Origin of the sequence: Sphingomonas flavalba, assembly GCF_004796535.1 — a bacterium.
Classification (GTDB): Bacteria; Pseudomonadota; Alphaproteobacteria; order Sphingomonadales; family Sphingomonadaceae; genus Sphingomonas_L; species Sphingomonas_L flavalba.
The window spans coordinates 327,252-352,317 of record NZ_SPHY01000002.1 but is presented as its reverse complement, the minus strand read 5'-3'; the positions used below and the strand labels follow the sequence as shown (position 1 = coordinate 352,317).

The following is a 25,066-nucleotide window of genomic DNA, read 5'->3' as shown; positions in this document are numbered from 1 at the left end:
GAGGAGACGATGCGCAACGCGCTGTCGGTCGATGTCGAGGACTGGTTTCAGGTCGGCGCGTTCGAAGGCACGATCGACCGGAGCGACTGGCCACGGCTGGAGCAGCGGGTCGAGCGCAATACCAATGCGGTGCTGGCGCAGTTCGCGCGGGCGGGGGTGACGGCGACCTTTTTCACGCTGGGCTGGGTGGCGGAACGCCACCCGGCGCTGCTCCGCCGGATCGTCGCAAGCGGGCATGAGGTTGCCAGCCACGGCGTCGCCCACCGGCGGGTGTCCGCGATGGACCGGGCAACGTTCCGCGCCGACCTGGCCGATTCGCGCAAGGCGATCGAGGATGCGGCCGGCGTCGCCGTCACCGGCTATCGCGCGCCGAGCTTTTCGATCGACGCGCGCACGCCCTGGGCCCATGCCGAGCTGGCCGAGGCAGGCTATGCCTATTCGTCGAGCGTCGCGCCGATCGTCCACGACCATTATGGCTGGCCGGAGGCGCCGCGCTTTCCCTATCGCCCGCTGCCCGACAGCGCGCTGGTCGAGTTGCCGGTGACGACAGCGCGGATCGCCGGGCGGACGCTGGCGGCCGGCGGCGGCGGGTTCTTCCGCGTGCTGCCCTACCAAGTTTCCGCCTGGGCGATCCGGCGGACCAACGCGGCGGAAGGCCAGCCGGCCTTCTTCTATTTCCATCCGTGGGAGGTCGACCCGGGTCAGCCGCACGTCGCCGGAGCGCCGCTGCGGTCACGGCTGCGCCATTACAGCCGGTTACGAACGATGGCTGGCAAGATCGATCGTTTACTGCATGATTTCGAATGGGGGCGATACGACGCGGTCGCCGCCGCGTGGCGATGAGCGCGGTGCCGGCGATACGCGCGGTCGTACTCGACGCTGCCAGGGAGACGGTGCGGATCGACGCATTCGTCCGCGATCACCCGGACAGCACACCGTTCCACCTGACCGGCTGGGGGCGGGCGGTTGCGGAAGGCTGCGGTCAGCGCGCACATATGCTGGTTGCCGAGGCGGGCGGTGCGATCGTCGGTGTGCTCCCACTGACCGAGGTGCGGTCGCGGCTGTTCGGCCGGGCGCTGGTATCGTCCGGATTCGCGGTCGGCGGCGGGATATTGGCGCTGAGCGATGCGGCGGCGATGATGCTGGCCGAGGCGGGCTGGGCGCTGGCCGGGCGGCTGGGTTGCCCGTCGCTGGAGTTGCGCGGCGGGGCGTTGCCGACGGGCGCGACCTGGCGGATCGACGACAGCCAGTATGCGGGCTTTGCGCGGCCGCTTGCGGCGGACGATGACGCGGAGATGCTGGCGATACCGCGCAAACAGCGGGCCGAGTTGCGGCGGGCGCTGGCCGGGAGGCTGCGCGTGGTTGTGGGACGCGACGCGGCGGCGCTCGACGCGCATTATGCGGTTTACGCCGAGAGCGTCCGCAATCTGGGGACGCCGGTATTTCCGCGCTCATTGTTCAGGTTTGTTATAAGAAATCTACAACAAGATTCTGATATAATTTCTGTTTATGACGATGCGGTGCCGGTGGCGAGTGTGCTGAGCCTGTACCACCGGGGCACGGTGATGCCTTATTGGGGCGGCGGGACCCATCGGGCGCGGGCAATTCGCGCCAATGACCTGCTGTATTTCGCGCTGATGCGCCATGCGCGCGAGCGAGGCTGCACTTGGTTCGATTTCGGGCGGTCGAAGCCGGGGACCGGGGCCTTCGCGTTCAAGAAGAACTGGGGCTTTGCGCCGGTGCCGTTGCGCTATGCGACGCGGACGGCGCCGGGGGCGGCGGCGCGGGCGATCAACCCGCTCAGCCCGCGCTACCGGATGCAGGTGGCGCTGTGGCGGCGGCTGCCACTGGCGCTGGCCAACCGGATCGGTCCGCCGATCGCCCGGGGCCTCGGCTGATGGGCGAGATCCTGTTCCTGGCCCACCGCGTGCCCTATCCGCCCGATCGCGGCGACAAGATGCGGTCCTACCATCTGGTCCGTGCGCTGGCGGCGCTGGCGCCGGTGCATCTGGTCGCCTTTGCCGAGGACGAGGCGGAGCGGGCGGAGGCGGCGCCACTGCTCGCGCAGTGTGCGTCCCACCACGTCGTGCTGCGCCGGCGGTCGCAAGTGGCGGCGGGGTTGCACGCGCTGGCGACCCGGCGGCCGGTGTCGCTGTGCGTCTTTGGCGATACCGGGCTGAGCGCGCATGTGCGGACGCTGCTGGCGGAACGGCCGATCGCCGCGATCTTCGGTTATTCCGGGCAGATGGCGCAATATGTGCCGCCGGATGCGGCACCGCGCTTCATCATGGATTTCGTCGACGTCGATTCGGCCAAGTTTGCCGGTTATGCCGCCGGGCAGTGGGGGCCGATGGCCTGGGTCCACCGGCGCGAGGCGTGGCTGCTCGCGAGGTTCGAGGCGAAGACGGCGCGGCGCGCGGCGCTGAGCCTGTTCGTCAGCGAGGTGGAGGCGACGCTGTTCCGCGCCCGCGCGGGCCTGCCCGCCGAGCGGGTCGTCGCGCTGGAGAACGGCATCGACGTCGAGCGCTACGACCCCGCCGGCGGCCATGTGCTGCCCGATCTCGCCGGCCCGCTGATCGTGTTCACCGGGCAGATGGATTACCGCCCCAATGTCGAGGCGGTCGTCCGCTTCGCCCGCGACACGATGCCCATGGTCCGCGCGCGGCGACCGGACGCGCGCTTCGTCATTGTCGGCCGGCGGCCGGACGCGGCGGTACGCCGGCTGGACGAATTGCCCGGCGTGATCGTCACCGGCGAGGTGCCGGACGTGCGCGGCTGGATCGCCGCCGCCGCTGTCGTCGTTGCGCCGCTGGGCATGGCGCGCGGGGTCCAGAACAAGGTTCTGGAGGCGATGGCGATGGCCAAGGCGGTCGTCGCTTCGCCCGCCGCCGCTGAGGGGATCGCCGCCAGCGCCGGCGCCGAGCTGATCGTTGCCGACGGCAGCGCCGCCGAAGCGGAGGCAGTGGTCGCGCTGATCAACGACCGGGCGCTGGCGCTGGAGATCGGCGCGGCGGCGCGGGCGCGGATGATCGCCCGCTACGGCTGGCCGGCGCGGCTGGCGCGGTTGCCGGAGATCGTCGGGCTGGCGGCGGACCGGGCGGCGGCATGACGGCGGCCGCGCTGCCGCGCCGCCGGGGGGCGTGGCCGGTGCAACTGGCGCTGCTGGGCAGCGTCGCGGTGCTGATCCTGCTGCTGTTCCGGCGCGACGGTGCGGCGATGGCGGCGATCTGGTGGACCAGCTCGACCTTCAACCATGTGCTGCTGGTGCCGCCGCTGATCGCATGGCTGGTCAGCCTGCGCGCGCGCGACCTGGCGCGGGTGACGCCGGCGGCGTGGTGGCCGGCGCTGCTGATCGTCGCGGCCGGGGCGTTCGGCTGGCTGCTCGGCGCGGCGGCGGGGGCCAATGTCGTCCGCCAGTTGGGGCTGGTGGTGATGGTGCAGGGCGCGGTCGTCGCGCTGCTCGGCCCGGCGGTGACGCGGGCGCTGTTGTTCCCGATCAGCTTCGCGCTGTTCCTGGTGCCGATGGGCGAGGCGCTGGTGCCGCCGCTCCAGACGCTGACCGCGCGGATGTGCATCCTGCTGCTCGGCTGGGCGGGGGTGCCGGCCAGCATCGACGGCGTGTTCATCACCACCCCGGCCGGCTGGTTCGAGGTGGCGGAGGCCTGTTCCGGCGTCAAATTCCTGGTGACGATGATCGCCTATGGCGCGCTGGTCGCCAATCTGTGCTTCGCAAGCCCGTGGCGGCGGGCCGGCTTCATGGCGGCGGCGGTGGCGGTGCCGGTTATCGCCAACGGGTTGCGGGCATTCGGCACGATCTGGATCGCCGAGCGCACGACGATCGATTTCGCCGCCGGGTTCGACCATGTCGTCTATGGCTGGATCTTCTTCGCGCTGGTGATCGCGACGACGATGGCGGCCGGCTGGCCGTTCTTCGACCGCAGGCCGGGCATGGCGTGGTTCGACGCTGAGGCGCTGGGGCGGATGCGGTTCCGCGCGGCACCGGGCGGGGCGGTGGCGGTGGCGGCGGCGGTGCTGGCGCTGGCGGTGCTGCCGCTGGCGTGGAGCGGCGCCGGGCGGGGGGTGGCACCGGTGCCGCCGGTCGCGCTGCCGGCGGTGGCGGGGTGGACGCGGGTGGCGGCGGCGGACGGGGTGCCGTGGCGGCCGCATTTCGCCGGGGCGGACCGATTGGCGATCGGGCATTATCGGGAGGCTGGCGGGGCAACGGTCGATCTGGCGATCGCGGTTTATGCGCGGCAGGATGAGGGACGCGAGCTTGTCGGCTTCGGCCAGGGCGCGGTGGCAGAGGGTGGCGGCTGGGCCTGGGCGGCGGCGGGGGCGCCGGCGGCGGGCGGACGGGCGGAACGGATCGTCGGACCGGGTGGAGCAACGCGGGAGGTGGTCAGTTTCTACCGGGTCGGCGAGCGGCTGACGGGCAGCGCCGCTGGGGTAAAGCTGGAAACGATGAAGGTGCGGCTGATCGGCGGGCGGCAGCGAGCGGTGGCGGTGCTGGTTTCCGCCGAAGGGCGCGGGGGCCGCGCCGCGATCGACCGTTTCCTGAGCGCGCTCGGCCCCGTCGCCGGGGTTGCGGACCGCGCCGCCGGGGGCGAATAGGCCCGCTATGTGCGGCATCGCCGGAATCTTCCACATCGGGACGGCCAAGCCGGTTGGCGCCGAGCGGGTGCGGGCGATGGCCGATGCGCAGGCGCATCGCGGGCCGGACGGAGCGGGCGTGTGGGTGGCGCCGGGCGTCGGCCTGGGCCACCGGCGATTGGCGATCGTCGACATCGTCGGAGGCGCGCAGCCGATGGTGAGCGGCGACGGGACGCTGGCCGTCACCTATAACGGCGAGATCTACAACCACGTCGAGTTGCGCGCCGAGTTGGAGCGGCGCGGCCACGGCTTTCGCACCGCCAGCGATACCGAGGTGATCCTCGCCGGCTGGCGGGAGTGGGGGGCAGGCTGCCTCGACCATTTCAACGGCATGTTCGCCTTCGCCCTGTACGACGCCGAGCGGCAATGCCTGTTCCTTGCCCGCGACCGGCTGGGCGTGAAGCCGCTGCATTACGCGACGGTCAGCGACGGCAGCCTGATTTTCGCGTCGGAACTGAAGGGACTGCTGGTGCATCCTCTGATCAGGCGTGAACCAGATCTGCGCGCGGTCGAGGATTATATGGCGTTCGGTTACGTGCCGGACGACGCCTGCATCGTCAGCGGCGTGCACAAGCTGCCGGCCGGCACGCGGATGCTGGTTGCGCGCGGCAAGCCGCTGCCGGCGCCGGAGCGGTGGTGGGACGTGGATTTCAGCGCGCGGGCGAGGGGGTCGCGGGCGGCGTTGCAGGAGGAACTGCTCGCCCGGCTGCGCGATGGGGTGCGGTCACGAATGGGCGCCGACGTGCCGCTGGGAGCTTTCCTGTCCGGCGGGGTCGACAGCGCGTCGGTCGTCGCGTTGATGGCCGAAGCGAGCCCGCGCGCGGTGAGTACATGCACGATCGGCTTTCGCGAGGCGGGGCATGACGAGAGCAGCTATGCCGCAGCCGTCGCCAAACGCTTTGCCACCGAGCATCGCAGCCGCATTGTCGACGCCGATGATTTCGTCCTGATCGACCGGCTGGCGGCGGCGTTCGACGAGCCGTTCGCCGATGCGTCGGCGCTCGCCACCTACCGGCTGTGCGAGCTGGCGCGGGAGACGGTGACGGTCGCGCTGGCCGGCGACGGGGCGGACGAGGCGCTGGCCGGCTATCGCCGCTACCGCTTCCACGCCGCCGAGGAACGGGTGCGGGGGCGGCTGCCGGCCGGGCTGCGGCGGCCGCTGTTCGGCGCGGCAGGGCGGCTGTACCCGAAGGTGGACTGGGCGCCGCGGCCGCTGCGCGCGAAGGCGACGCTGCTGGCGCTGGCCGAGGACGGAGGCGAGGCCTATGCCCGCGCCGTCGGCGTCACGCCGCCGGAATTGCGCGCGCGGCTGTTCAACGACGGGTTCCGCCGGGCGATTGCCGGGCACCGGGCGGAGGAGCGCTATGCGTTGGCGATGCGCGACGCCCCGGCGCTGGGCGGGCTGGACCGCGCCCAATATGCCGACCTGAAGATCTGGCTGCCCGGCGACATACTGACCAAGGTCGACCGGACCAGCATGGCGGTGGGGCTGGAAGCGCGCGAGCCGCTGCTCGACCACCGGCTGGTCGAATTCGCCGCGTCGCTGCCGCCGGGGCTGCGGCTGCGCGGCGGCGAGGGCAAATGGCTGATGAAGAAGGCGATGGCCGCCTATCTGCCGCGCGACATTCTCCACCGGCCGAAAATGGGGTTCGTGACCCCGGTCGGCGCCTGGTTCCGGGGGGCGTTGGCCGGGGAAGCGGAGCGGATCGCGACGAGTTCGGCGGTGGCGGCGACCGGGTGGTTCGAGCCGAAGGCGGTGGCGGCGGTGGTCGCGGCGCACCGGAGCGGGCGCAGCGACCATGGCCGGCTGTTGTGGCAACTGGTGGTGCTGGACCGGGCGGTTGGGCGGCTGTTCGGCGCGGGATAAGGGCGCGGGCGGGGTGGATTGCCGCGCCGCTTTGCGGCTCGCAATGACGGGAGGCTAATAGCGGGCGCCGACGAAGTAGAGGCCGTCGGGGGGGGCGTTGAGGCCGAGGGCGGCGCGGTCGCGGGCGACGAGGGCGGCCGATAGATCGTCGGCGCTCCACTGGCCGCGGCCGACAAGCGCGAGGCAGCCGACCATCGAGCGGACCTGATGATGCAGGAAGGAGCGCGCCTCCGCTCGAATGCTGATTTGGTCGCCGTCGCGGGTGACGTCGAGGCGGTCGAGGGTGCGCAGCGGGCTGTTCGCCTGGCAATGGACGGAACGGAAGGTGGTGAAATCGTGGCGGCCGATCAGGCGCTGCGCCGCGTCGTGCATCGCCGCCGCGTCGAGCCGGGTCGGGACGCGCCAGGCGAGGCCGCGTTCCAGCGCGAGCGGGGCGCGGCGGTTGACGATGCGATAGATATAGACGCGGCCGGTGCAGGAGAAGCGCGCATGCCAGTCGTCCGCCACCGCTTCGCAGGCGAGGATGGCGACCGGATCGGGGCGGAGCAGCGCGTTCAGCCCCTCCATCAGCCGGAACGCGGTCAGCGGCTTCATGACGTCAAGATGGGCGCGCATCGCGGTGGCGTGGACGCCGGCGTCGGTGCGGCCGGCGGCGTGGACGGCGGTTTCGGTGCCGAGCATCGCGGCGGCGGCGCGCTCGACCGCCGCCTGAATGCTGGGGCCGTGATCCTGCCGCTGCCACCCCATGAACGGGCGGCCGTCATATTCGATGGTCAGCGCGAAGCGGGTCATGCGAGGCGGGTGCCGGGCGGCAGGGCAAGGCCGCGCAGCAGCTCTTCCGGCGGCATCGCCGCCCGCCCGGCGCGCTGGACGAGCAGCGGGCGGAGCGCGCCCTCGCCGCAGGCGATGGTCAACTGCGCATCGAGGACGGTGCCGGGGGCGCCGGTGCCGGGCACGACCCCCGCCGCCAGCAGCTTGAACCGTTCGCCGCCATATTCGAAGAACGCGCCGGGGACCGGGTTGAAGGCGCGGACGGCGCGTTCGACCACCGGCGCGGGTTGGGAAAAGTCGAGCCGCGCCTCCGCCTTGTCGATCTTGGCGGCGTAGGTGACGCCCGCTTCGGGCTGGGCGACTGGCGGGTGGGCGGCGAGGTCGGCGAGGACGCGGACGAGGAGGGCGGCGCCGCTGTCGGCCAGTTCGTCGGTCAATGCCCCGGCGGTCTTGCCGGCGACCGGCGTTGCCGCCTTCGCCAGCATCGGCCCGGTGTCCAGCCCCGCCTCCATCTGCATGATGGTGACGCCGGTTTCGGCGTCGCCTGCAAGGATCGCCCGCTGGATCGGCGCGGCGCCGCGCCAGCGCGGCAGCAGTGAGGCATGGACGTTGACGCAGCCTTGGCGCGGCGCGGCGAGAATCGGGCGGGGCAGGATAAGGCCGTAGGCGGCGACGACCGCGATGTCGGCGGCGAGCGCGGCGAAGGCGGCCTGCGCCTCTGCATCCCGCAGCGTCGGCGGGGCGCGCACGGGCAGGCCGAGCGCCTCCGCACGCTGCTGCACCGGCGACGGGGTCAGCGCCTTGCCGCGCCCGGCGCGGCGCGGCGGCTGGCTGTAGACGGCGGCGATCTCGTGGCCGGCGGCGACCAGCGCGGCGAGCGACGGTACGGCGAAGGCCGGGGTTCCCATGAAGACGATGCGCATGCTGCTCTGAAACCCTTGGCAGGGACGAGCGCAAGCCCTTATCTGTCGCGCGATGGCATCTTCCGAGATCGACGCGCTGACCCAGGCGCTGGCCCGCCTGCCGGGCCTTGGCCCCCGTTCGGCGCGGCGCGCGGTGCTGCACCTGATGAAAAAGCGCGAGACCGCGCTCGACCCGCTGCTGCGCGCGCTGACCGCGGTCAGCGAAAGGCTGGCGACCTGCCATGTCTGTGGCAATGTCGACACCACCGACCCCTGCGCGATCTGCGCCGATCTGCGCCGCGACGGCCGGGCGCTGTGCGTGGTCGAGGAGGTGGCGGACTTGTGGGCGCTCGACCGCGCCCGGCTGTTTCCCGGCCGGTTCCACGTGCTGGGCGGCCGGCTGTCGGCGCTGGAGGGGGTGCGGCCGGAGGATCTGCGCATCGACAGCCTGGTCGCGCGGATCGCCGAGGGCGGCGTCGACGAAGTGGTGCTGGCGATGAACGCGACGCTGGAGGGGCAGACGACCGCCCATTACATCGCCGAGCGGCTGGAACGCTTTCCGGTGCGGCTGACCCAGTTGGCCCACGGCCTGCCGGTCGGTGGCGAACTGGACTATCTGGATGAAGGCACGCTGGCGCAGGCGTTGCGGGCGCGGCGGCCGGTCGCCTGATCTTGACCGGCACCGGCGGCAAACCTAAATTTCAGCGATGGCCATCCTTCCGATCATCGAGACGCCCGACCCGCGCCTGCGCACCATTTCCGAGCCGGTGGAAAAGGTCGACGACGCCCTGCGCGCGCTGATCGCCGATATGCTCGAGACGATGTACGATGCGCCCGGCATCGGGCTGGCAGCGATCCAGGTCGGGGTGGCGAAGCGGGTGCTGGTGATCGACCTGCAGGAGCCGGAGGAGGAAGGCGGCGAGGCGGTGCGCGACCCGCGCGTGTTCATCAACCCGGAAATTCTGTCCGCCTCCGATGACCTGGTGCCGTACAACGAAGGCTGCCTGTCGGTGCCCGAGCAATATGCCGAGGTCCAGCGGCCGAGCCACATCCGCGCGCGCTGGCTGGACGAGCAGGGCAAGGCGCATGAGGAGGATCTGGACGGGCTGATGGCGGTGTGCCTGCAGCACGAGATGGACCATCTTGAGGGCATATTGTTCATCGACCATCTGTCCAAGCTGAAGCGCGACATGCTGTTGAAGAAGCTGGCCAAGGCGCGGGTGCGCGCCGCCTGACCTGGCCGATCGGGCGCTTGCCAAGCCGCGCGTAACCGGCCAGTGTTGCCGGAATGTTCCGGTGAAGGCTGTCCCATGGACCCGATGATTCCCGTTGCGATTATTGTTGCCCTGTGCGTCGGGCTGGGGGCCGGCTGGCTGGCGTTCGGGCGCGGGCAGGCGGCGTTGCGCGCCGAGCGTGACCGCCATCTCGACAATTTCCGGCAGGCGATCATCGACCTCGCCTCCGCCGAAGAGCGGGCGAAGGCGGCGGAGGAACTGCGCACGGCGCTGGCCGAATCGGAGCGCGGCCGGGGCGAAGCGCGCGAGGCGTTGGCGCGGATGGAGGCGGAACGTGGCGCCCGCGACCAGGCCCATGCCGAGAAGGAACGGATGCTGCTGGAGGCGAAGGAGCAGCTTGCCGGGCAGTTCAGCGAGGTCGGCGGCAAGATGCTGAGCGCCGCGCAGGAGCAGTTCCTGAAGGCGGCGAACGAGCGGTTCAGCCGCGCCGGCGAGCAGAACGAGGCGACGCTGAAGGCGCTGCTCCAGCCGGTCGAGACGACGCTGAAGCGTTATGAGGAAGGGCTGCGGGAAGTCGAGAAGGAGCGGGTCGACAGCTATGCCGGGCTGCGCGCGGCGGTCGAGCAGGTCCGCATCGGCCAGACGGCGGTGAAGGACGAGGCGGCACGGCTGGTCAACGCGCTGCGTTCCAGCCCGAAGGCGCGCGGGCGCTGGGGCGAGCAGCAGCTGCGCAACGTGCTGGAAATGGCGGGGCTGGCCGAACATGCCGATTTCGAAGCGGAGGTATCCGTTGATACCGGCGACGGGCGGCTGCGGCCCGATGTCGTCGTCCGCCTGCCGGGCGGGCGGCAGCTGATTATCGACGCCAAATGTTCGCTCAACGCCTATCTCGACGCGTCCGACACTGTCGACGACGGCGAACGGAAGCGGTTCCTGGAACAGCATGCGGCGGCGATCCGCAACCATGCCGGGCAACTGGGGCAGAAAGCCTATTGGACGCAGTTCGGCGGTGCCGCCGATTACGTCGTGATGTTCATCCCCGGCGAGCATTTCCTGTCCGCCGCGCTGGAGCAGGATTCGGCGCTGTGGGAATGGGCGTTCGAGCGGCGGGTGCTGCTGGCGACGCCGACCAACCTGATCGCGATCGCCCGCACCGTATCCGCCGTGTGGCGGCAGGAGAAGCTGGCTGAAGAAGCGGCGGAGATCGCCCGGCTGGGCAAGGAGTTGCACGGACGGTTGGCGACGATGGGCGGGCACCTAGCCAAGGTCGGCCGCAACTTGGCGCAGGCGACCGGGGCATATAACGCCTTCGTCGGCAGCCTTGAATCGCAGGTGATGACCTCCGCCAAGCGACTGGAGGCGCTGAAGGTGGCGGACGGCAGCAAGATGATCGAGGAACTGCCGGTGGTCGAGACATCACCCCGGCCGCTGACCAAGCTGGCGGTGCCGCGGGAGGACGCGGCGGACGCGGCGGAGTAGGGGCTGAGGGAATGTGTGCACCTGCGGAGGCGGGAGCCCATTGCAGCCTCGTGGGCTCCTGCTTTCGCAGGAGTACGGGGGGTTACCCGGCCGTCCGGTCGCGGCGGGCGGCGCGGAGTTTGTGCCAGACGAACCAGATGCCGCCGGCGAGAATGGCAGCGACGATGACGACGTCGAGTTCGTGGAACAGCGCCTGCAGGCGCGGGCTGTTGTGCCATGCCTCGCCCAGTTCCCGCCCGACGATGGCGAGCGCGAGGCAGAAGGGCCATGAGCCGAGGAAGGTGTAGATGTGGAACTTGACCAGCGGCATCCGCGCCATGCCGGCGGGAAAGGCGATGAACGAGCGGACCACCGGCAGCATCCGGCAGATCAGCACCGCGAGGCTGCCGAAGCGGCCGAAGAAGCGTTCCGCCCGGTCGAGATCGTCGAGGCTGACCAGCACATAGCGACCGAAACGGGCTACGAACGGGCGCCCGCCGCGCTTGCCCACCTCATAGGCGGGGATCGAGCCGATGTTGCAGCCGATCGCCCCGGCGGTGGCCACCCACCACAGGTTCATTTCACCGAGCGACACCAGATAGCCGGCGAACGGCATGATGATTTCCGAAGGCAGCGGGATGCAGGCGCTTTCGATCGCCATCAGCAGCGCGACGCCGGCGTAGGAGCCGGCGGAGATGACCGCGATGATCCAGGCGGTGACGGCGGCGATGGCCTGATGGAGGATGCCCATGCCCGCCCCTTTGCGCGCGGCGCCGCCGATGTCGAGAGGGCGCCGCGCATTTTCCGTCGATCAGGCGGTGCCCTGCCAATGGCTTACGACCGTATCGAGGGCCGGGCGCGGACGTTCTTCCAGCGGCTTTGACGGCGTGCCGATGAACACGAAGCCGGCGATGCGGTCCGGCGCGGCGCCGAACGCGTCGCGTACCCGGTCCGCATAGGCGGCCCAGCCGGTCAGCCAGCCGGCACCGAAACCGGCGGCGGTGGCGGCGGCGACCAGCGAATGGCAGGCCGCGCCGGCGGAGAGTTGCTGCTCCCACAGCGGGATGTGGCTGTCGACGCGGGGGGTGGAGAGGACGATGACCAGCGTCGGCGCCTGCCGGGCGAACTGGGCGATTGCCTCCATCTCCAGCCGGCCGGCGTTGGGCTTGTCGGCGCGGTAGGCATCGGCGAGCAGCGCGGCGAAGGCTTCGCGCCGGTCGGCGTCGACGATCACGAAGCGCCAGGGCGCCAGCTTGCCGTGATCCGGCACCCGCGCGGCCGTGGTCAGGATGGCGCGCAGCGCGGCATCGTCCGGCCCCGGCGCGACAAGGTCGCGCGGCTTGGCGGAGCGGCGGGTGGCGAGGAAGCGGGCTGGGCTGCTGGGATCGTTGAACATGGCGGCCAAATATGGACGGGCAAGCGCGGCGGCAAGGTGCGGCGGCGGGGATGGGCGCGCGGGCGGTTGCCGAAGCGGGGCGATTATGCGCTACAAGCGGTGCCATGTTTGTGCGGATGCTGCTTGCCTTTGCCTCGCTGTGGCTGGCCGTGCCGGCGACGGCGGCCGGGGTCGACGCCGCCGGGCTGGCGGCGTTGCAGCGGCTCGATTCGAGGCTGGCCGAGGTCGGCAACCGGCTGGCGGTGGCGGCGGCCGGGCTGTGCGCCGATGCGCGACCGCTGCCGGGCTTTGCCGTCCATGCGCTGAAACAGTACCAGCCCGCCGCGCGCGCCGCCGCAGCCGAGCAGTTCGGCCTTGGCGATCAGCCGGCGGTGTTGGCGGTGGTGCCCGGATCGGCGGCGGAAACGGCCGGGCTGCGCGCCGGCGATGCGATCCTGGCGGTGGACGGGGCGGCGGTGGCGCCGGTGCCGGCCAAGGGCCGCGCCGATTATGCCGGGGTGGCGGCGGTCGAGCAGCGGATCGAGCAGGCGCTGGCGCGGCCGCCGCTGCGCCTGTCGGTCGCGCGCGCGGGTGAAGCGGTGGCGGTGGCCTTCGCGCCGGACAGCGGCTGCCCGACGCGGTTCCAGGTGCTGGCGAGCGACGGGCTGAAGGCATCGGCCGACGGCACCTATGTCCAGATATCGGCGGCGCTGATCCAGTTCGCGGAAAGCAACGACGAGCTGGCGATCGTCGTCGCCCACGAGCTGGCCCACAACATATTGCGTCACCGGGAAACGCTGGACGCGCAGAAGGTGTCGCGCGGGATGCTCGCCGCGTTCGGCAAGAATCGCGGCCGCATCCGCGCCACCGAGCGGCAGGCCGACCGGCTGGCGATCTGGCTTGCCGCGCGCGCTGGCTATGCGGTCGCGGCGGCGCCGGGGTTCTGGGACCGGTTCGAGCGGCGGGTGGGCTGGGGCATCCTGTCCGACGGCACCCATGACGGGCGGCGCGAGCGGATGGCGGCGGCGGAGGCGGAAATCGCGGCGGTTGCGGCGCGGCGGGCGGCGGGATTGCCGCTCGATCCACCGGCCGAGCTACGACCCGCGCAATAATCTTCTTCACACGCGCAATTTCCGCGCTAGTTTCGCGGACTTGAAGCGGGGGGTGCCCGGCGCCCGTCGCGTATCGCGAGGGGATCATACGCATGGCAACGCCCGCAGCCGACACGCCCGAGGGCAAGACCTGGTTCGGGCACCCGCCGCAGTTGGCCCGCCTGTTTACCACCGAGGCCATGGAGCGGTTCGGCTTCTACGGCATGCGGGCACTGCTGACGCTGTACCTGGCTAATTATTTCCTGTTTTCGGACGAGACGACCAACGGACTATACGGCGGATTCACCGCGCTGGTCTATCTGACGCCGCTGGTCGGCGGCCTGATGGCGGACCGCTATCTGGGATCGAAGCGGTCGGTGAAGTTCGGCGCGGTGCTGATGGCGCTCGGCTACTTCATCCTGTGCTTCGAGGGCGGGGCAGCCAAGCCCCACGCGACGATCGAGGGGACGCGCTACGAGGTTGTCGTCGGTTCCGCCGCCGACGCAAAGCAGCAATATGTGATCGACGGCGCCCGTCAGTTGGCGATCAAGGGGCAGGACGACGGCACGATCCAGCTGCTGGCCGAGGACGGCAGCGTCGCCCGCACTATCGCCAAGGGCGGCTTCGTCGCCGGCGCCGACCGGTCCGAGTTCTACGTGCTGCTGATGCTGATCGGCCTGACCTTCGTCACCATCGGCAACGGATTCTTCAAGCCGAACATCTCGACGATGGTCGGAACGCTCTACGCCCCCGGCGACCGAAGGCGCGACGCCGGATTCACTATATTCTACATGGGCATCAACCTTGGCTCGCTGTTCTCGCAGCTCTTATGCCCGCTGCTGGCGACGACGGTCGGCTGGTGGGCGGGATTCGGCCTTGCCGCGCTTGGCATGCTGCTGTCCTGGTATCTGATCCAGTTCGACCACGGCACGCTGCACGGGGTTGGCGAGCCGCCGGAAAACGCCGGGCCGGACCGCTCCCTTATCATCTACGCCGGCGCGCTGATGGCGGTGCCGGTGATGCTGTTCCTGTTCTACAACCTGATGAACACGCCGCAGGCGGAGCCGGGGGCCGGCTTCATCGGCTATCTGGTCGCGCTGCCGCTGATGGGCAAGCTGCTGTTCGGCACCTTCGTTCTGGCGGTGCCGGCCATCCTCGCCTGGTCGTACAAGGCGGGCAGCCGGGTCGAGTTCCAGATGATGCTGGCGGCGATGGTGCTGGTGGTGTTCAACGTGGTGTTCTTCACCCTGTTCGAGCAGGCCGGATCGTCGCTGACCCTGTTCGCCGACCGCAATACCGACCTGTCGGTGTTCGGCCTGTTCTCGATCTCCGCGGGGCAGACGCAGTTCTTCAACGCCTTCTTCATCGTCACGCTGGCGCCGCTGTTCAGCATGCTGTGGGGCGCGCTTGGCCGGCGGGGGCTGGAGCCGTCGATCCCGGTCAAGTTCGCGATCGCGCTGATCGGCGTCGGCGCCGGCTTCCTGCTGCTGGTCTGGGGCACGCACAATGCCGATTCCGGGTTCAAGGTGGCGCTGTGGTGGCTGGCCGGGCTGTATTTCGTCCATTCGGCGGCGGAACTGTGCATTTCGCCGGTCGGCCTGTCGATGATAACCAAGCTGTCGATCGCGCGCGTCGTCGGGCTGATGATGGGCGTGTGGTTCCTGTCGATCAGCTGCGCGCAGTACGTGGCCGGGCTGGTCGCGCAGGTCGCCAGCGTCCAGACGGTCGGCGGCCAGGTGACCAACCTGAAGGTCAGCCTGGAAACCTATGCCGGCGTGTTCTGGACGATCGGCCTGACCGCCGCCGCGATCGGCGTCGTCCTGCTTGCCCTTTCACCCCTGATCAAGAAGTGGATGCATGGTGTTCAATAAGCGCTTCGCCGTCCTCCTCGCGACTTCGCTGCTCGCCGCGTGCGCGAACGGCGAGGCGCCGAAAGCCGCCGCCGCCACGCCGCCGCCGAGCAAGCCGGCGTTCAGCGCCGACCCTTATCCGTCGACCTACAAGCCCTATCCGGGCGTGCCGACGCTGGTCACCGGCGTTACCATCTACGACGGCGAGGGCGGGCGGATCGACGACGGCCAGATCCTGTTCGCCGACGGCAAGGTGGTGGCGCTCGGCCAGAGCGTCGACGCGCCGGCCGGGGCGACCCGGATCGACGGCGCCGGCAAATGGGTGACGCCCGGCGTGATCGACATCCACAGCCATCTGGGCGTTTACCCCAGCCCGTCCGTCCGCGCCCATTCCGACGGCAATGAGGCAACGGCACCGGTGCGCGCTGAAGTGTGGGCCGAGCACAGCGTCTGGCCGCAGGACCCGGGGTTCAGCCGCGCACTGGCCAATGGCGGGGTGACGACGCTGCAGATCCTGCCCGGTTCCGCCGACCTGATGGGCGGGCGATCCGTGGTGCTGAAGAACGTCTATGCCCGCACGGTGCAGGGAATGAAGTTCCCCGGCGCGCCTTACGGCCTGAAGATGGCGTGCGGCGAGAATCCGAAGCGGGTGTTCGGCAGCCGCAACCAGATGCCGTCGACCCGGATGGGCAACATGGCGGTCGACCGCCAGACCTGGGCCAAGGCGGCGGAATACAAGCGCAAGTGGGACAAATACAACAAGTCGGGCGGTGAGATGCCGGCGCGCGACCTGCAGATGGAGACGCTGGCCGGGGTGCTGGCCGGTGAGATCCTGATCCAGAACCACTGCTACCGCGCCGACGAGATGGCCAACGTCATCGATATGGCCAAGGAGTTCGGTTACAAGGTCACCGCGTTCCACCACGCGGTCGAGGCTTACAAGATCGCCGACCTGCTGAAGGCCAACGACGTCTGCGCCGCGGTTTGGGCCGACTGGTGGGGCTTCAAGATGGAAAGCTACGATGCGATCGACGAGAATCTGGCGCTGCTCCAGAACGCCGGCGCGTGCGCGATGATCCACAGCGACGACGAGAACGGCATCCAGCGGCTGAACCAGGAAGTGGCGAAGGCGCTAGCCGCCGGGCGCCGCATGGGCCTGACTATTCCCGACGAACTGGCGTGGACCTGGCTGGCGATCAACCCGGCGAAGGCGCTGGGCATCGCCGACAGGACCGGCAGCCTGAAGCCGGGCAAGGAGGCAGATGTCGTACTGTGGAACGGCGACCCGCTCAGCGTCTATTCCCGCCCCGAAAAGGTGTGGGTCGATGGGGCGCTGCTCTACGATTCGAGCGACCCGAAACGGCGACCGGTTAGTGATTTCGAGCTGGGCCAGCCCGGCGAGGGAGACGTGAAATGAAGGGCCTCCTGCTCGCCTGCGCCGCGCTGATCGCCGCGCCCGCCGCCGCCGAGACGATCGCGATCACCGGTGGCACCGTCGCGATCGGTGACGGCTCGGCCCCGATCGAGGGCGGCACCGTCGTCATTCGCGACGGCAGGGTGGTCGCCGCCGGCAGCGGCGTCGCCGTGCCCGCCGACGCCAGGCGGATCGACGCGACCGGCAAATGGGTGACGCCGGGCATCTTCGCCGGCTTCACCCGCATCGGCCTGGTCGAGGTCGACGGTGTCGACCAGACCAATGACAGCCGCGCGCGCACCGCGCCGTTTTCCGCCGCGATCGACGTCGCGCCGGCGGTCAACCCGCGGACCAGCGCGATCACCGTCAGCCGCGCCCATGGCGTGACGCGGGCGATCGTTGCGCCGGCGACCGGGCCGGGGATGTTCGCCGGGCAGGGCGCGGTCATCGACATGGGCGCCGATATGGACGCGGTGACCAGGCCGCGCGCCTTCCAGTTCGTCGAGCTGGGCGAGGACGGGGCGGCGAGCGCCGGCGGCAGCCGGGGCGCGGCCCACACCTACCTGCGCAATGCGCTCAACTCGGCGCGCGACTATGCGCGTAACCCGGCCGGCTATGGCGGCCGGGACAATACCGCGCTGTTCAACCGCACCGACGCAGCGGCGCTGGTGCCGGTCGTCACCGGCAAGGTGCCGCTGCTCGCCCATGTCGAGCGGGGCAGCGATATCCTGGCGGCGCTGGCGCTGCGCAAGGATTTCCCGGAGCTGAAGCTGGTGCTGGTCGGGGTCAGCGAGGGTTGGACGGTGGCACCGCAGATCGCCGCCGCCGGGGTGCCGGTGATCGCGTCCGCGCTGAACGATCTGCCGGCGGCATTCGAGACGCTGGCGGCGACCCAGTCGAACATCGGCCGGATGGTCAAGGCCGGGGTCAAGGTTGGCATCGGCATGATCGGCGACAACGACACGCGGCAGGCGCGGCAGGAACTGCAATATGCCGGCAATCTGGTGGCGCTGGCCAAACTGCCGGGGGCAGCCGGGCTGAGCTGGGCGCAGGCGCTGGCGGCGATCACCTCCGGCCCGGCGGAGGCGATCGGGCTGGGCGGCGAATACGGTTCGCTGCGCCCCGGCCGCCATGCCGATGTGGTGGTGTGGAGCGGCGACCCGCTGGAACTGAGTTCGGCGGCCGAGGCGGTGTTCATCGACGGCGTGCAGCAACCGACCGTCACCCGCCAGCAGCGGCTGCGCGACCGCTATGCGACGCCGGGCGAAGGGGCGCTGCCCAAGGCCTATGACCGCTGACCGACGGCGCCGCGCCATGGCGCAGCGCCATTCAGGTCGAGCAGCCAGGCGCGGCGCAGGGCGAGGGCGAACAGCGCGACGGTCGCCAGCCAGTCGACCGGGATCAGGCTGAACGCCGCGACCTGCCGGCCGAACAGCGGCGCGGCGTAGGCGAGGGCGAGCAGGGTCTTTTCCCACGCCAGCCAGCCGCGCGCGCGGGCATCCGCCACCATGAAGGCGATCGCCGGGCCGAGGATGACCAGATCATAGTCCAGCACATAGGGCGTCGACAGCACCGCCGCACAGCAGACGGTGGCGCCGCGCACCGCCGGGCTGGCCCAGCGCGCCGCGGCGGCGGCTCCGACGATGGCGAGGCCGGTCGCCAGCCCCTGCGCCGCATAGGCAAGCGGCAGCGGCGCACCGAGGGCGCGGGCGGCAGCGAAGGCGCTGACGATCTTTTCCCAGCCGGTCTCGCCGGCCTCGATCACCACCGCGCGGGTGAGCGGCAGGGAATCGAGGAACGCCTGCCATACCGGCCAACCCCACAGCGCGAAGGTGGCGGCGCACAGGCCGAGCGATGACGTGGTGGCGCCCATGAAAGCGCGGCGGTTGCCGGCGGCGACCAGCACCACCGGCAGCAGCAGTGCGAATTGTGGCTTGTAGACCAGACAGCCGAGCAGCAGCCCGGCCAGCCGCGGCCGCCGGTCGAGCAGCCACAGCCCGCCGCCGAGCAGCGCGGCGGTCAGGAAGGCGTTCTGGCCGTGGCCGAGGCAGACGAAGGTTGCAGGCGCAGCGAGCGCGGCGAGCAGGGTGCCGCGCCCCGGTGCGATCCGGCGGACGACCAGCACCGCGCCGGCCAGCGTCACCCCCTGCCACAGCGCCAGCGCGGCGAGATAGGGAAGTAGCGCGAGCAGCGCTGCGAGCAGCAGGAACGGCGGCGGGTAGTGCCAGCCGTAGAACGGCACGGTCGCGCTGTGATGGACCGCCTGCTGCACCTGATAATGCTCCGGCCACAGCCAGGCGGTGGCGGCGTGGCCGTCCAGCGCCATGCGCCCGGCGGCGTAGACATTGGAGAAATCCGTGCCGACCGGCCGGCCGAGCCGGTCGAGCGTGCCGCTGGCGGTGAGCAGCAGCGCGGCGGCGGAGAGCAGCGTCGCGGCCAGCAGCAGCCGGCAGACCAGCCGCACCCGCCGTTCGTTCACCCAGTCGCCGCTTGCCATTGCCGTCCACATGGGCCGGCGATAGCAGCACGATGGTTAGCAAGCGCTTTAGGCTGAAGCGGGTTGGCGCCGCTTGCCGGTCAAACGCGTGCGAGGCGGGTCAGGGCTTCGTCGAGGGCGGAGAGGAAGCGGGAACGATCCGTCTTGGTGAAGGGCGGCGGCCCGCCGATGCTGTCGCCGCCGGCGCGCAGGTCCGCCATGATCGCGCGCACGGCGATGGCGTTGCCGATCGAGCTGGTGGTGAACGGCTTGCCGTTTGGCGAAAGCACGGTGGCGCCCGCCTTGAGGCAGCGGTCGGCGAGCAGGATGTCGGCGGTGACGACCAGCGTCGCCGGCCCGGCGCGTTCGGCGATCCAGTCGTCGGCGGCGTCGAAGCCGGAGCCGACCTGCACCCGGCCGATCAGCGGGTGCGGCGGAATGCGGATCGGCCCGTTGCTGACGATGGTGACTTGCACGCCCCGGCGCAGGGCGACGCGGTAGACCTCATCCTTGACCGGGCAGGCGTCGGCATCGACGAGAATCGCCATGGCGCGTTACAGCCGCACCATCGCCAGCGCCCGTTCATTGCCGTAGCGCAGCCCGGCGGTGGCGCCGCGTGGCGCCGCGGCGTCGAGCGCGGCCAGATCGTCGGCGGTCAGCGCGACATCGGCGGCGGCCATGCTGTCTTCGAGTGTCACCCGCCGTTTCGAGCCGGGGATCGGCACGATCGCGTCGCCCTGCGCAAGCAGCCAGGCCAGAGCGACCTGCGCGGGAGAAATGCCCTGGCGCTCCGCGATTGCGCGGGCGACGGTAACGACCCGCATGTTGCTTTCGAAATTCCCTTCCGCATAGCGCGGGTCGCCCAGCCGGTAATCGCCCGGCGGCAGGTCCGCCCGGCTGGCAAAGCGGCCGGTGAGGAAGCCGCGGCCGAGGGGGGAATAGGGCACCAGGCCGATGCCGAGCGCGCGGCAGGCGGGCAGAATGTCCACCTCTATATCGCGTTCCCACAGCGAATATTCCGATTGCAGCGCGGCAATCGGGTGGACGGTGGCGGCGCGGCGGATGGTGTCGGCGCCGGCTTCCGACAGGCCGAGATGGCGGACCTTACCGGCGCGGACCAGATCCGCCATCGCGCCGACGGTTTCCTCGACCGGCACCGCCGGGTCGACACGGTGCTGGTAGAACAGGTCGATGGTGTCGATGCCGAGGCGGCGCAGCGATTCGTCGCAGACGCGGCGGACATTGGCCGGGCTGGAATCGACGCCGGTGACGCTGGTATCGGCGTTGAACCGGAAACCGAACTTGGTGGCGATGACCAGCCCGTCGCGCCGCCCCCGGATCGCGCGGCCGAGCAGTTCCTCATTATGATAGGGGCCGTATATTTCTGCGGTGTCGAAGAAAGTGACGCCGAGATCGATCGCGCGGTGGATCGTCGCGATCGATTCCGCTTCGTCGGCGACGCCGTACATGTCGCCGCCGACGCCGGCCATCGGCATGCAGCCGAGGCCAAGTGCCGATACGACGAGCCCGTCGCCGAGCGTGCGATATTTCATGATGGGTCTCTCCGCGCTATCAGGGCCGCGCATAGTGGCGGATCGGGGTAGAATGTGAACAGGAAATTCTTCGGCACCGACGGCATTCGCGGCCGGGTCAACCAGGCGCCGATGACCGCCGAGATGGCGATGAAGGTCGGCATGGCCGCCGGGGCCCACTTTGCGCGCGGTGACCATGTCCACCGCGTCGTCATCGGCAAGGATACCCGCCTGTCGGGCTATGTGATGGAATCGGCGCTGGTCGCCGGCTTCACCAGCGTCGGCATGGATGTCGTCCAGGTTGGGCCGATGCCGACACCGGCGGTGGCGCTGCTCGCCCGTTCGATGCGCGCCGACCTGGGCGTGATGATCTCCGCCAGCCACAACCCGTTCCAGGATAACGGGATCAAATTATTCGGGCCGGACGGCTACAAGCTGTCGGATGCCGACGAGGCGGCGATCGAGGCGCTGATCGATGCCGAGCCGGTGCTGGCGCCGGCCGAACGCACCGGCCGCGCCCGCCGGGTGGAGGACGCGCGCGGCCGCTACATCCACGCCGCCAAGTCGACCTTCCCCGATCGTCTGAGCCTCGACGGGCTGCGCGTCGTCGTCGATTGCGCCAATGGCGCCGCCTATCAGGTCGCCCCCGCCGCGCTGTGGGAACTGGGAGCGGATGTGATCCCGATCGGGGTTACCCCCAACGGCCGCAACATCAACGATCAGGTCGGATCGACCGCGCCGGCGCTGTTGCAGGAAACGGTCGCGGCGTCCGGCGCGCATATCGGCATCGCGCTTGACGGCGACGCCGACCGGCTGATCGTGGTCGATGAAAAGGCGCGGGTGGTCGACGGCGACCAGTTGATGGCGCTGATCGCGACGCGCTGGGCAAAGCGCGGGCAGCTGCGCGGCGGCGGGCTGGTCGCGACGGTCATGTCCAATCTGGGGCTGGAGCGGCTGCTGGCCGCCGAAGGGCTGACGCTGGAGCGCGCCGGGGTCGGCGACCGCTATGTGCTGGAACGGATGCGGTCGGGCGGGTTCAATGTCGGCGGCGAACAGTCCGGCCATATCATCATGTCCGATCATGCGACGACCGGCGACGGGCTGATCGCTGCGTTGCAGATCCTCGCCGAACTGGTGACGGAGGGGCGGCCGGCGAGCGAATTGCTGCGGCTGTTCGAGCCGGTGCCGCAATTGCTGAAGAATGTCCGCCACAGTGGCGGCCGCCCGCTGGACGACGCACGCGTGAAGGCGGTGATCGCCGAGGCGGAGGCCGAGCTGAACGGGCGCGGGCGGCTGGTCATCCGCCGGTCCGGCACGGAGCCGCTGATCCGGGTGATGGCGGAAGGCGACGATGCGGCGCAGGTCGAGGCGCTGGTCGACCGCATCTGTGCGGCGGTGGCGGCGGTGGCGTGACCGCGCGCATCCTGATCGTCGCCGGCTCCGATTCCGGCGGCGGTGCCGGCATTCAGGCGGATATCCGCACCGTCACCATGCTGGGCGGCCACCCGATGACCGCGATCGCCGCGATCACCGCCCAGAACACGCAGGGGGTGAGCGCGGTCCATGCGGTGCCGACCGACATGGTCATCGCCCAGATCGACGCGGTTGCCGACGATATCGGCGTCGACGCGGTCAAGATCGGCATGATCGGATCGCCGGAGACGGCCGGAGCGGTGGCCGACCGGCTGGCGCGGATGACAGGCGTGCCGATCGTCTTCGACCCGGTGATGATCGCGACCAGCGGATCGGTGCTGGCCGACGCCGGAACGATCGCCGCCTTCGACCGGCTGATGGCGATTGCCACCGTCACCACCCCCAATCTGCCTGAATTGGCGGCGCTGGGCGGCGATGCGAAAGCGATCGTCGCGCGCACCGGCCGGGCGGTGCTGGTCAAGGGCGGGCATGCCGACGGCACGACGATTGTCGACCGGCTTGTCACGCCGGAGGGCGAGATGCGGTTCGAGGGCGAGCGGATCGATACCGTGCACAGCCATGGCACCGGCTGCACGCTGGCCAGTGCGATCGCCGCCGGGCTGGGCGCCGGGCTGGCGCTGGACGAGGCGGTGGCGCGGGCGCGGCTGTTCGTGCGGATCGCCCTGAAGGAGGCGCCGGGGCTGGGGCGCGGGCATGGGCCGATGGGCCATGCCGCCGTCCGCCTGGATATTGCCGGCACCGCGCCGATGCTGAACCAGATGACGGTGGGGGCCACCGACCAGGCGGCGTCGGTCGCGTTCTACGACGCGCTGGGCCTGACCCGGATCGTCGACGCGCCGGGCCGTTATGCGCGGTTCGAAAGCGCCGGGGGCGCGACGCTGTCGGTCGCGGCGGGCGAGGCCGGCGGCGTCTATCTGGAATGCGCCGACCCCGATGCGGCGGCGGCGCGGATGGCGGCGGCCGGCTATGCGGTGGAGGCGCCAGCGACGGAGCAGCGCTGGGGCTGGCGCGAGGCCTGGCTGCGCGACCCCGGCGGTAACCGCGTCTGCCTGTACCGCGCCGGCGAGAACCGGCGCTTTCCGCCCTGGCGGCTGGGATGAGCGGCCCGGACCGGCGCCTTGAGGCCGACCACCCGGCGCCGGTGGTCGGCGTCGACGAAGCGGGGCGCGGGCCGCTGTGCGGGCCGGTGGTCGCGGCGGCGGTGATCCTGCCCGTCACCGGGGTGCCGGACGGCATCGACGATTCCAAGAAGCTGTCCGCCGCCGCCCGTGCCGCGCTGGCCGCGCGGATCGCCGCGGTGGCGCGGGTCGGCGTCGGCCTGGCCGATGTCGACGAGATCGACCGGCTGAACATCCTTCACGCGACGATGCTGGCGATGGAGCGGGCGGTTGCCGCGCTTGGCGTTGCGCCGGGCATGGTGCTGATCGACGGCAATCGTTGCCCGCGCTGGGCGCACCCGTCCGCCGCGATCGTCGGCGGCGACGCGCTGTGCCTGTCGATCGCCGCCGCGTCGATCGTCGCCAAGCAGCATCGCGATGCGATGATGATCGCGCTGGACGCCGAATATCCGGGCTATGGCTGGGCGCGGAACAAGGGATACGGATCACGCGAGCACCGCGACGCGCTGATCCGCCTTGGCCCGACGCGGTACCACCGCCGCAGCTTCGCGCCGGTCGCGCAGGCCTGGCTGGCGCTGTAATTCGACGTTTGAGTCTTTTGAATCACACCACCAGCGCTTGCGGTGCGCGCGCATGGCGGGCCGCCATATGTTGGGGTCGTTCCCGTTTCGTTTTGCGATATTACCTATTGACTCCAGTCGAAAAATAAAAGTGAGACTTGACCGCGAGTCGCTGGTGACTCACTTTGCCCCCCGATTTTGCGGGAGGGTGTTTTGGGGGTCATTACCAAGGTCAGGCGGAGCGCGGCGGCACCCGTCAAGGGGCTGCTGGTCGACCGGATCCTGATGGACGACTGCATCGCGGCGATGCGTGCGCTGCCGGCGGCGAGCGTCGACATGATCTTTGCCGACCCGCCCTATAACCTCCAGCTTGGCGGCGACCTGTACCGGCCGGAAGGCGGGCGGGTCGATGCGGTCGACAATGACTGGGACAAGTTCGACACCTTTGCCGCCTATGACCGCTTCACCCGCGCCTGGCTGGCCGAGGCGCGGCGGGTGCTGAAGCCCGACGGCAGCCTGTGGGTGATCGGCAGCTATCACAACATCTTCCGCGTCGGCACCGCATTGCAGGACGGCGGTTTCTGGATCTTGAACGACATCGTCTGGCGCAAGGCCAACCCGATGCCGAATTTCAAGGGCACGCGCTTTACCAACGCGCATGAAACGCTGATCTGGGCGGCGCATGGCGAGAATGCGCGCTACACATTCAATTACCGCGCGATGAAGACACTGAACGACGAATTGCAGATGCGTTCCGACTGGGTGCTGCCGATCTGCGGCGGGCAGGAAAGGCTGAAACGCGGCGGCACCAAGGCCCACCCGACCCAGAAGCCGGAGGCGCTGCTCTATCGCATCCTGCTGGCCTGCACGAAGCCCGGCGACATCATCCTCGACCCGTTCTTCGGCACCGGCACCACCGGCGCGGTGGCGCGGCGGCTGGGCCGGCATTTCATCGGCATCGAACGCGAGCCGAGCTATGTCGAGGTTGCCGAGCAGCGGATCGCCGACGCGCTGCCGCTGGACGAATCCGCGCTGGCGACGATGCAGGCGCCGCGCGCGGCGCCGCGGGTGCCGTTCGGCACGCTGGTCGAAACCGGAATGATCACGCCGGGCACGGTGCTGACCGACATCAGGCGGCGCTGGCGGGCGACGGTGCGTGCCGACGGATCGCTGCTGTCGGGCGATGCCACGGGGTCGATCCACAAGGTCGGCGCCAGCGTACAGGGCGCGCCGTCGTGCAACGGCTGGACGTTCTGGCACCATGAACAGGACGGGGCGCTGAAGCCGGTCGACACGCTGCGCCAGACCTATCTGCTGGCGACACAGCCGTGAC

The 25,066-nt window shown here is 70.4% G+C and carries 23 protein-coding genes; 16 read left to right on the top strand and 7 right to left on the bottom strand.

Features of this window, described 5'->3' with window-relative positions:
* Positions 1-9 precede the first annotated feature (9 nt).
* From E4A53_RS03610 to E4A53_RS03590, 5 genes are read left to right on the top strand one after another with little or no spacing between them, the layout of a single operon-like run.
* Positions 10-843: an XrtA system polysaccharide deacetylase gene (locus E4A53_RS03610; protein ID WP_136161738.1), complete on the top strand. Its 834-nt coding sequence runs from the start codon at positions 10-12 to the stop codon at positions 841-843.
* On the top strand, positions 840-1,898 hold the full coding sequence (locus E4A53_RS03605; RefSeq protein ID WP_136161779.1) for a FemAB family XrtA/PEP-CTERM system-associated protein: 1,059 nt from the start codon (positions 840-842) through the stop codon (positions 1,896-1,898). The genes E4A53_RS03610 and E4A53_RS03605 overlap by 4 nt, the downstream gene beginning before the upstream one ends.
* On the top strand, positions 1,895-3,109 hold the full coding sequence (locus tag E4A53_RS03600; protein WP_136161780.1) for a TIGR03087 family PEP-CTERM/XrtA system glycosyltransferase: 1,215 nt from the start codon (positions 1,895-1,897) through the stop codon (positions 3,107-3,109). Before E4A53_RS03605 ends, E4A53_RS03600 begins: the two co-directional genes overlap by 4 nt.
* Positions 3,106-4,611, top strand: coding sequence for an exosortase A (gene xrtA, locus E4A53_RS03595; RefSeq protein ID WP_136161737.1), 1,506 nt, complete (start codon positions 3,106-3,108; stop codon positions 4,609-4,611). The genes E4A53_RS03600 and xrtA overlap by 4 nt, the downstream gene beginning before the upstream one ends.
* A gap of 7 nt (positions 4,612-4,618) precedes the next feature.
* Positions 4,619-6,517, top strand: a complete 1,899-nt coding sequence (locus tag E4A53_RS03590; RefSeq protein WP_136161736.1) for an XrtA/PEP-CTERM system amidotransferase — start codon at positions 4,619-4,621, stop codon at positions 6,515-6,517.
* A 54-nt stretch (positions 6,518-6,571) separates the two neighbouring features.
* On the opposite strand, the gene truA is transcribed toward E4A53_RS03590, so the two are convergent.
* Positions 6,572-7,309 (bottom strand): tRNA pseudouridine(38-40) synthase TruA, encoded by a 738-nt coding sequence (gene truA, locus E4A53_RS03585; RefSeq protein ID WP_136161735.1) that lies wholly within the window; start codon positions 7,307-7,309, stop codon positions 6,572-6,574.
* Positions 7,306-8,211 carry a methionyl-tRNA formyltransferase gene (gene fmt / locus E4A53_RS03580; RefSeq protein ID WP_136161734.1) on the bottom strand — a complete coding sequence of 302 codons (906 nt, stop codon included), beginning with the start codon at positions 8,209-8,211 and terminating at the stop codon, positions 7,306-7,308. The genes truA and fmt overlap by 4 nt, the downstream gene beginning before the upstream one ends.
* Before the next feature lie 52 nt (positions 8,212-8,263).
* Between fmt and recR the strand changes: the two genes are divergently transcribed.
* The 3 genes from recR (at position 8,264) to E4A53_RS03565 (ending at position 10,904) form a co-directional block, all read left to right on the top strand.
* Positions 8,264-8,860 carry a recombination mediator RecR gene (recR, locus tag E4A53_RS03575; protein WP_136161733.1) on the top strand — a complete coding sequence of 199 codons (597 nt, stop codon included), beginning with the start codon at positions 8,264-8,266 and terminating at the stop codon, positions 8,858-8,860.
* A 37-nt stretch (positions 8,861-8,897) separates the two neighbouring features.
* On the top strand, positions 8,898-9,425 hold the full coding sequence (def, locus tag E4A53_RS03570) for a peptide deformylase (protein WP_136161732.1): 528 nt from the start codon (positions 8,898-8,900) through the stop codon (positions 9,423-9,425).
* Positions 9,426-9,500: 75 nt separating this feature from the next.
* Positions 9,501-10,904: a DNA recombination protein RmuC gene (locus E4A53_RS03565; protein ID WP_136161731.1), complete on the top strand. Its 1,404-nt coding sequence runs from the start codon at positions 9,501-9,503 to the stop codon at positions 10,902-10,904.
* 82 nt (positions 10,905-10,986) lie between these two features.
* On the opposite strand, the gene E4A53_RS03560 is transcribed toward E4A53_RS03565, so the two are convergent.
* Both E4A53_RS03560 and E4A53_RS03555 read right to left on the bottom strand, forming a co-directional pair.
* Positions 10,987-11,628, bottom strand: coding sequence for a DedA family protein (locus tag E4A53_RS03560; protein WP_420822599.1), 642 nt, complete (start codon positions 11,626-11,628; stop codon positions 10,987-10,989).
* A gap of 66 nt (positions 11,629-11,694) precedes the next feature.
* Positions 11,695-12,279: a nitroreductase family protein gene (locus E4A53_RS03555; RefSeq protein WP_136161729.1), complete on the bottom strand. Its 585-nt coding sequence runs from the start codon at positions 12,277-12,279 to the stop codon at positions 11,695-11,697.
* Positions 12,280-12,383: 104 nt separating this feature from the next.
* Between E4A53_RS03555 and E4A53_RS03550 the strand changes: the two genes are divergently transcribed.
* The 4 genes from E4A53_RS03550 to E4A53_RS03535 all read left to right on the top strand — a co-directional run bounded on the left by E4A53_RS03550 (position 12,384) and on the right by E4A53_RS03535 (position 17,911).
* Positions 12,384-13,370 carry a M48 family metallopeptidase gene (locus tag E4A53_RS03550; RefSeq protein WP_136161728.1) on the top strand — a complete coding sequence of 329 codons (987 nt, stop codon included), beginning with the start codon at positions 12,384-12,386 and terminating at the stop codon, positions 13,368-13,370.
* A 92-nt stretch (positions 13,371-13,462) separates the two neighbouring features.
* A complete protein-coding gene (locus E4A53_RS03545; RefSeq protein ID WP_136161727.1) occupies positions 13,463-15,220 on the top strand; it encodes a peptide MFS transporter in 1,758 nt (585 codons plus the stop codon).
* Positions 15,207-16,616 carry an amidohydrolase gene (locus E4A53_RS03540; protein WP_136161726.1) on the top strand — a complete coding sequence of 470 codons (1,410 nt, stop codon included), beginning with the start codon at positions 15,207-15,209 and terminating at the stop codon, positions 16,614-16,616. The genes E4A53_RS03545 and E4A53_RS03540 overlap by 14 nt, the downstream gene beginning before the upstream one ends.
* Complete coding sequence (locus E4A53_RS03535) at positions 16,613-17,911, top strand: amidohydrolase family protein (RefSeq protein ID WP_136161725.1); 1,299 nt, start codon at positions 16,613-16,615, stop codon at positions 17,909-17,911. The genes E4A53_RS03540 and E4A53_RS03535 overlap by 4 nt, the downstream gene beginning before the upstream one ends.
* Here E4A53_RS03535 and E4A53_RS03530 read toward each other — a convergent pair.
* The 3 genes from E4A53_RS03530 to E4A53_RS03520 form a co-directional block, all read right to left on the bottom strand.
* Positions 17,899-19,122: a glycosyltransferase family 87 protein gene (locus E4A53_RS03530; RefSeq protein WP_136161724.1), complete on the bottom strand. Its 1,224-nt coding sequence runs from the start codon at positions 19,120-19,122 to the stop codon at positions 17,899-17,901. The genes E4A53_RS03535 and E4A53_RS03530 overlap by 13 nt on opposite strands.
* Positions 19,123-19,190: 68 nt before the next feature.
* Positions 19,191-19,637 (bottom strand): YaiI/YqxD family protein, encoded by a 447-nt coding sequence (locus E4A53_RS03525; protein WP_136161723.1) that lies wholly within the window; start codon positions 19,635-19,637, stop codon positions 19,191-19,193.
* 6 nt (positions 19,638-19,643) lie between these two features.
* The gene (locus E4A53_RS03520) at positions 19,644-20,642 is read right to left on the bottom strand and encodes an aldo/keto reductase (RefSeq protein ID WP_136161722.1); all 999 of its coding nucleotides are present in this window, start codon (positions 20,640-20,642) and stop codon (positions 19,644-19,646) included.
* A gap of 54 nt (positions 20,643-20,696) precedes the next feature.
* On the opposite strand from E4A53_RS03520, the gene glmM reads away from it, so the two are divergent.
* From glmM to E4A53_RS03500, 4 genes are all read left to right on the top strand, one after another.
* Entirely contained in the window at positions 20,697-22,034 is a 1,338-nt protein-coding gene (gene glmM / locus E4A53_RS03515; RefSeq protein ID WP_136161721.1) for a phosphoglucosamine mutase, read from the top strand.
* On the top strand, positions 22,031-23,155 hold the full coding sequence (gene thiD / locus E4A53_RS03510) for a bifunctional hydroxymethylpyrimidine kinase/phosphomethylpyrimidine kinase (RefSeq protein ID WP_136161720.1): 1,125 nt from the start codon (positions 22,031-22,033) through the stop codon (positions 23,153-23,155). Before glmM ends, thiD begins: the two co-directional genes overlap by 4 nt.
* Positions 23,152-23,754 (top strand): ribonuclease HII, encoded by a 603-nt coding sequence (locus tag E4A53_RS03505; protein WP_136161719.1) that lies wholly within the window; start codon positions 23,152-23,154, stop codon positions 23,752-23,754. The genes thiD and E4A53_RS03505 overlap by 4 nt, the downstream gene beginning before the upstream one ends.
* A 192-nt stretch (positions 23,755-23,946) precedes the next feature.
* Entirely contained in the window at positions 23,947-25,065 is a 1,119-nt protein-coding gene (locus tag E4A53_RS03500; RefSeq protein ID WP_275401793.1) for a site-specific DNA-methyltransferase, read from the top strand.
* Position 25,066: the final 1 nt, after the last annotated feature.

Excerpts from the sequence above, each read along its gene's own strand:
- E4A53_RS03535 (WP_136161725.1), top strand. The coding sequence starts at position 16,613 with ATGAAGGGCCTCCTGCTCGCCTGCGCCGCGCTGATCGCCGCGCCCGCC.
- def (WP_136161732.1), top strand. The coding sequence starts at position 8,898 with ATGGCCATCCTTCCGATCATCGAGACGCCCGACCCGCGCCTGCGCACC.
- E4A53_RS03530 (WP_136161724.1), bottom strand. The coding sequence starts at position 19,122 with ATGTGGACGGCAATGGCAAGCGGCGACTGGGTGAACGAACGGCGGGTG.
- recR (WP_136161733.1), top strand. The coding sequence starts at position 8,264 with ATGGCATCTTCCGAGATCGACGCGCTGACCCAGGCGCTGGCCCGCCTG.
- E4A53_RS03545 (WP_136161727.1), top strand. The coding sequence starts at position 13,463 with ATGGCAACGCCCGCAGCCGACACGCCCGAGGGCAAGACCTGGTTCGGG.
- fmt (WP_136161734.1), bottom strand. The coding sequence starts at position 8,211 with ATGCGCATCGTCTTCATGGGAACCCCGGCCTTCGCCGTACCGTCGCTC.
- E4A53_RS03525 (WP_136161723.1), bottom strand. The coding sequence starts at position 19,637 with ATGGCGATTCTCGTCGATGCCGACGCCTGCCCGGTCAAGGATGAGGTC.
- E4A53_RS03520 (WP_136161722.1), bottom strand. The coding sequence starts at position 20,642 with ATGAAATATCGCACGCTCGGCGACGGGCTCGTCGTATCGGCACTTGGC.
- E4A53_RS03550 (WP_136161728.1), top strand. The coding sequence starts at position 12,384 with ATGTTTGTGCGGATGCTGCTTGCCTTTGCCTCGCTGTGGCTGGCCGTG.
- xrtA (WP_136161737.1), top strand. The coding sequence starts at position 3,106 with ATGACGGCGGCCGCGCTGCCGCGCCGCCGGGGGGCGTGGCCGGTGCAA.
- E4A53_RS03605 (WP_136161779.1), top strand. The coding sequence starts at position 840 with ATGAGCGCGGTGCCGGCGATACGCGCGGTCGTACTCGACGCTGCCAGG.
- E4A53_RS03505 (WP_136161719.1), top strand. The coding sequence starts at position 23,152 with ATGAGCGGCCCGGACCGGCGCCTTGAGGCCGACCACCCGGCGCCGGTG.
- E4A53_RS03555 (WP_136161729.1), bottom strand. The coding sequence starts at position 12,279 with ATGTTCAACGATCCCAGCAGCCCAGCCCGCTTCCTCGCCACCCGCCGC.
- E4A53_RS03590 (WP_136161736.1), top strand. The coding sequence starts at position 4,619 with ATGTGCGGCATCGCCGGAATCTTCCACATCGGGACGGCCAAGCCGGTT.
- E4A53_RS03565 (WP_136161731.1), top strand. The coding sequence starts at position 9,501 with ATGGACCCGATGATTCCCGTTGCGATTATTGTTGCCCTGTGCGTCGGG.
- truA (WP_136161735.1), bottom strand. The coding sequence starts at position 7,309 with ATGACCCGCTTCGCGCTGACCATCGAATATGACGGCCGCCCGTTCATG.
- E4A53_RS03540 (WP_136161726.1), top strand. The coding sequence starts at position 15,207 with ATGGTGTTCAATAAGCGCTTCGCCGTCCTCCTCGCGACTTCGCTGCTC.
- E4A53_RS03610 (WP_136161738.1), top strand. The coding sequence starts at position 10 with ATGCGCAACGCGCTGTCGGTCGATGTCGAGGACTGGTTTCAGGTCGGC.